Origin of the sequence: Micromonospora sp. NPDC007271 (assembly GCF_040634005.1) — a bacterium.
Classification (GTDB): domain Bacteria; phylum Actinomycetota; class Actinomycetes; order Mycobacteriales; family Micromonosporaceae; genus Micromonospora.
The window spans coordinates 1-3,544 of record NZ_JBEYER010000194.1 but is presented as its reverse complement, the minus strand read 5'-3'; the positions used below and the strand labels follow the sequence as shown (position 1 = coordinate 3,544).

Annotated in this window: 4 protein-coding genes and 2 pseudogenes; 2 read left to right on the top strand and 4 right to left on the bottom strand. The window is 68.9% G+C overall.

Going from position 1 to position 3,544, the window contains the following annotated elements; translation table 11 throughout:
• Positions 1-162: 162 nt before the first annotated feature.
• From ABZ570_RS33655 to ABZ570_RS33645, 3 genes are all read right to left on the bottom strand, one after another.
• Positions 163-333, bottom strand: coding sequence for a hypothetical protein (locus ABZ570_RS33655; RefSeq protein ID WP_358072186.1), 171 nt, complete (start codon positions 331-333; stop codon positions 163-165).
• 71 nt (positions 334-404) lie between these two features.
• Complete coding sequence (locus tag ABZ570_RS33650) at positions 405-617, bottom strand: transposase (RefSeq protein WP_358072184.1); 213 nt, start codon at positions 615-617, stop codon at positions 405-407.
• 53 nt (positions 618-670) lie between these two features.
• On the bottom strand, positions 671-1,306 hold the full coding sequence (locus ABZ570_RS33645) for a DJ-1/PfpI family protein (protein WP_358072182.1): 636 nt from the start codon (positions 1,304-1,306) through the stop codon (positions 671-673).
• Here ABZ570_RS33645 and ABZ570_RS33640 point away from each other — a divergent pair.
• Together ABZ570_RS33640 and ABZ570_RS33635 are read left to right on the top strand one after the other, a co-directional pair.
• Positions 1,301-2,731, top strand: coding sequence for a PLP-dependent aminotransferase family protein (locus tag ABZ570_RS33640; protein WP_358072180.1), 1,431 nt, complete (start codon positions 1,301-1,303; stop codon positions 2,729-2,731). The two genes, ABZ570_RS33645 and ABZ570_RS33640, sit on opposite strands and share 6 nt — an antisense overlap.
• A gap of 252 nt (positions 2,732-2,983) precedes the next feature.
• A pseudogene (locus ABZ570_RS33635) lies at positions 2,984-3,223 on the top strand (TcmI family type II polyketide cyclase); the annotation flags it as partial.
• A gap of 61 nt (positions 3,224-3,284) precedes the next feature.
• Here ABZ570_RS33635 and ABZ570_RS33630 read toward each other — a convergent pair.
• Positions 3,285-3,544, bottom strand: a pseudogene (locus ABZ570_RS33630) (polysaccharide deacetylase family protein); the annotation flags it as partial.

Sequence of the window (3,544 nt, the reverse complement as noted above, 5' to 3'; positions counted from 1 at the left end):
GGCCTACTCGGCCTTGCGTACTTTGTGCTTGCTCGCTGATGGCCGTGCACCCGCTCGCCCCGGCCTGACACCGGGTGCGCGTCGGACGGGAAGCGGGTCATGTGCACGCCCACCTCAGCGATCAGTTCCTGGGCGGCGGTGGGGCCACCGCGGTGATCTCACTCAACTGCGCCACCTGATCGGCGAAGGGGCGACCGCCTCGGCGATCGTGGCGTCCAAAGCGGCGGTCTGTGCGCTGAGCCGGTCGATGTTGTCCAGCATCATCGCCGGGATGGTGGCGTGGTGACCGGTGAAGAACCCCCGCAGCGCCTCCTGTAGCTGCACGATCTTCACACGCAACCGTCCCCTGGCCATCTGGGCAAGGACCGCTGGGTCGCGCTGTCCGTCGATGAGCGCTTGGAGTATCAGCCGCCGGACACCCCGAACACGTCGCTCACCACAGAGGTGATCTTGATCTGGGCGTCTTCGAGCAGTTTCTCCACCCGCTGCATCTCTCGGGTGCGGTCGCGGATGAGCGAACGCCGGTAGCGGGTCAGGTTGCGCAGCTCCCGGATGGGTCTGGGATGCACCAGCGACGGCCGGCACATGCCCCGCTCGGCCACCTTGGCCAGCCGCACCGCGGGCCTTATCGGTCTTGGCCCGCCCGGGCACGTTCTTCACCCCTGCGGTGCTAAACCAGGACCGGCTCCTGTGCGAGTCCTTGGGCGGGCAGGTACGGCGCGACGTTGCGCCAGGCCCGCTCGATGTACTCCTCCTTCTCACCGACCGGCGCGACGTAGTGCAACGCGCTTTCGGCAGCCTCCGCGCCACGCAGCCGCGTGATGAGCCAGGCGGCGAGGTAGTGCGAGGCCAGGCAGCCGCCTGCGGTGGCGACGTTGTCCTTGGCGAAGAACGGCTGGTTGAGCACCTCGACACCGGCGGCGATCACCCACGGCTTCGTGGTCAGGTCGGTGCACGCCGGGATGCCCTCGAGCAGGCCCAGCTTCGCCAGCACCAACGCGCCGGAGCACTGGGCGGCGATCAGTTGGCGCGACGGGTCCAGGCGCCGCAGCACACCCATGATCGCTGGGTCCTCGACGACCTCACGGGTGGCGATACCGCTGCCGACGATGACCGCGTCGGCCTCGCACGCCTCCTCGAGGGTGGACATCTGCTCGATGACGACACCGTTCATCGAGGCCACCTTCGGGCTGGGCGTGGCGATCGTGACGCGCCAGTCGTCGTCCTTGATGCGGTTGAGCACGCCGAGCGCGATCAACGAGTCCAGCTCGTTGTAGCCCTCGAAAGTGAGGATGGCGATGTGCACGACAGGGTGTCCTTTCGATCCGTTAATCCGGACGCTACGGACCCGAACGCAAGACAGTCAAAAAATTGTCATGCATACAATCGACCGGTGCCCGCGTCCCGTTACAAGCCCTTGGTCGACTCGTTGGCCGCCGACATCCGGTCCGGGCGGCTACCGGCCGGAACGAGGTTGCCGACCCACCGCGATCTCGCCGCCCGTGAGCGTATCGCCGTCGTGACCGCGACCCGCGTCTACGCGGAACTCGAGGCCGCCGGACTCGTCAGCCGAGAGCAGGGCCGCGGGACGTTCGTGCGCGACCTCGCGCTGCCGGCCGGGCACGGCATCGACCAGCAAGCCGTCGCCGGAGACGTCATCGACCTGAACTTCAACTATCCGTCGCTGCCCGAACAGGCCGACCTGCTGCGGCAGGCGCTGCGCGACATCGCCGGCTCCGGTGACATCGACGCCCTCCTGCGCTACCAGCCCCACGTCGGCCGCCCGCAGGACCGCGCCGTCATAGCCGCGCACCTGTCCCGCCGCGGCGTCCCGACCACCGCGGAGCGGGTACTGATCGTCAACGGCGCCCAGCACGGCCTGACCGTCACTATGATGGCCACCCTCAACCCTGGCGACGTCGTCGCCGTCGACGCGCTCACCTACCCCGGGTTCAAGGTGCTCGCCCGCACCCTGCACCTCGACCTCGCCCCGGTCCCCGTCACCGGCGCCGGCACCGACCTCGACGCGCTCGAACGCCTCTGCGCCGCGCGACCGGTCCGCGCGATCTACACCATGCCGACGCTGCACAACCCGCTCGGCGCAGTGCTCGACGAAGCCAGCCGCGCCCGCCTCGTCGACATCGCCCGCCGATACGGACAGTTGCTCATCGAGGACGCCTCCTACGCCTACCTCGCCGAGCCGGCTCCGCCATCGCTGGCCGCCCTCGCCCCCGACCTCACCGTGCACGTCTCCGGCCTGTCCAAAAGCATCGCGACCGGCCTGCGTGTCGGCTACCTGTCAGCACCCGGCGCGCTCGTGCCGGCTCTCGAAAGAGCCATCCGCGCCACCACCTGGAACACCCCCGCGCTCACGGCCACCATCGCCTGCCGCTGGCTGGCCGACGGCACCATTGACCGGCTCGAAGCCCACAAACGCGAGGATGCAACACGACGCCAAGCGATCGCCCGCGACGCGCTGCACCCACTGCACTACGTCAGCCACCCCGCGTCCTACTTCATCTGGCTGCCGCTGCCCGAAGACGCACGAGCGGACCGCATCGCTGCCGCGCTCGTCGACCAGCGGATCTCCGTCTCCATCGCCGAACCCTTCGCCACCACCGGCCACCTGCCACAGGCCATCCGGCTCGCCCTCGGCTCAACAGACCCGAGCAACCTCGGAACAACCGTGCGTGCCGTCGCGCACACGGTCGAACTCGACGCCTTGCGGTGAAGCGGCGTCGGGTAGAAGCGGTACTTGAACCCCCGCTTCACAGCCCTGGACCCGCCTCACATGATCACAGGGTAACAAGTGAACCTTGCGGTGGGGTACGGGTAGACGTCGATCCGCCCTTGGCGGCGGATCGGCTTTGCCTGCCCTGCTCCGCAGGGTTCCGTTTCCTCCCCGGCCTGAAGGCCGGGGTATCCACGGAAGGAATCTGATGAAACCTCAAGCCTCAGGTGGGACTCGGCTGTGTTACCGGCCAGGCACCGGTCGCTGTACAGCCTGCACGACCTGTGCGTCCACCTGATGGAGACCACCCACGTCGAACCGGACGCGGCGGCCGGCGTACGCGACCACCCACTCTTCCAGCAGGTCAACGAGCGGCTGTCGGCGCACACGTCGCCGTACCTGCCGACCTGGCACTCCCCCCGCGACGCCGTCGCCGGCTGCTTCTACAGCTGGGACGCCGCCAACGTTCCGGCACCGGGACCGGCCCGCTGACCCCACGGCCGCACGGGCGTATCGACCGGATGTGCGCCGGCACCGATAACGGGCTTCCGGTTCAGGTCGAGTGGTTCGGCAGTGCCCGCACCTGGAACCGGCTGGTCAGGTCCGGCAGGATCCGGTGCAGCGCGTCTACGGTCCCCTGCCGGTTGCCGCCGGCGTCGTGCAGCAGCACGATCGAGCCCGGCCGGACGCTGCTGACCACGGTGGCCGCGATCCGATCGGCGCCCGGCGCCTGCCAGTCGGACGGGTCGACCGTCCAGTGCAGTGGGATCATCGCGAGATCCTTCGCCACCGTCACCACCGTATGCGTCCACG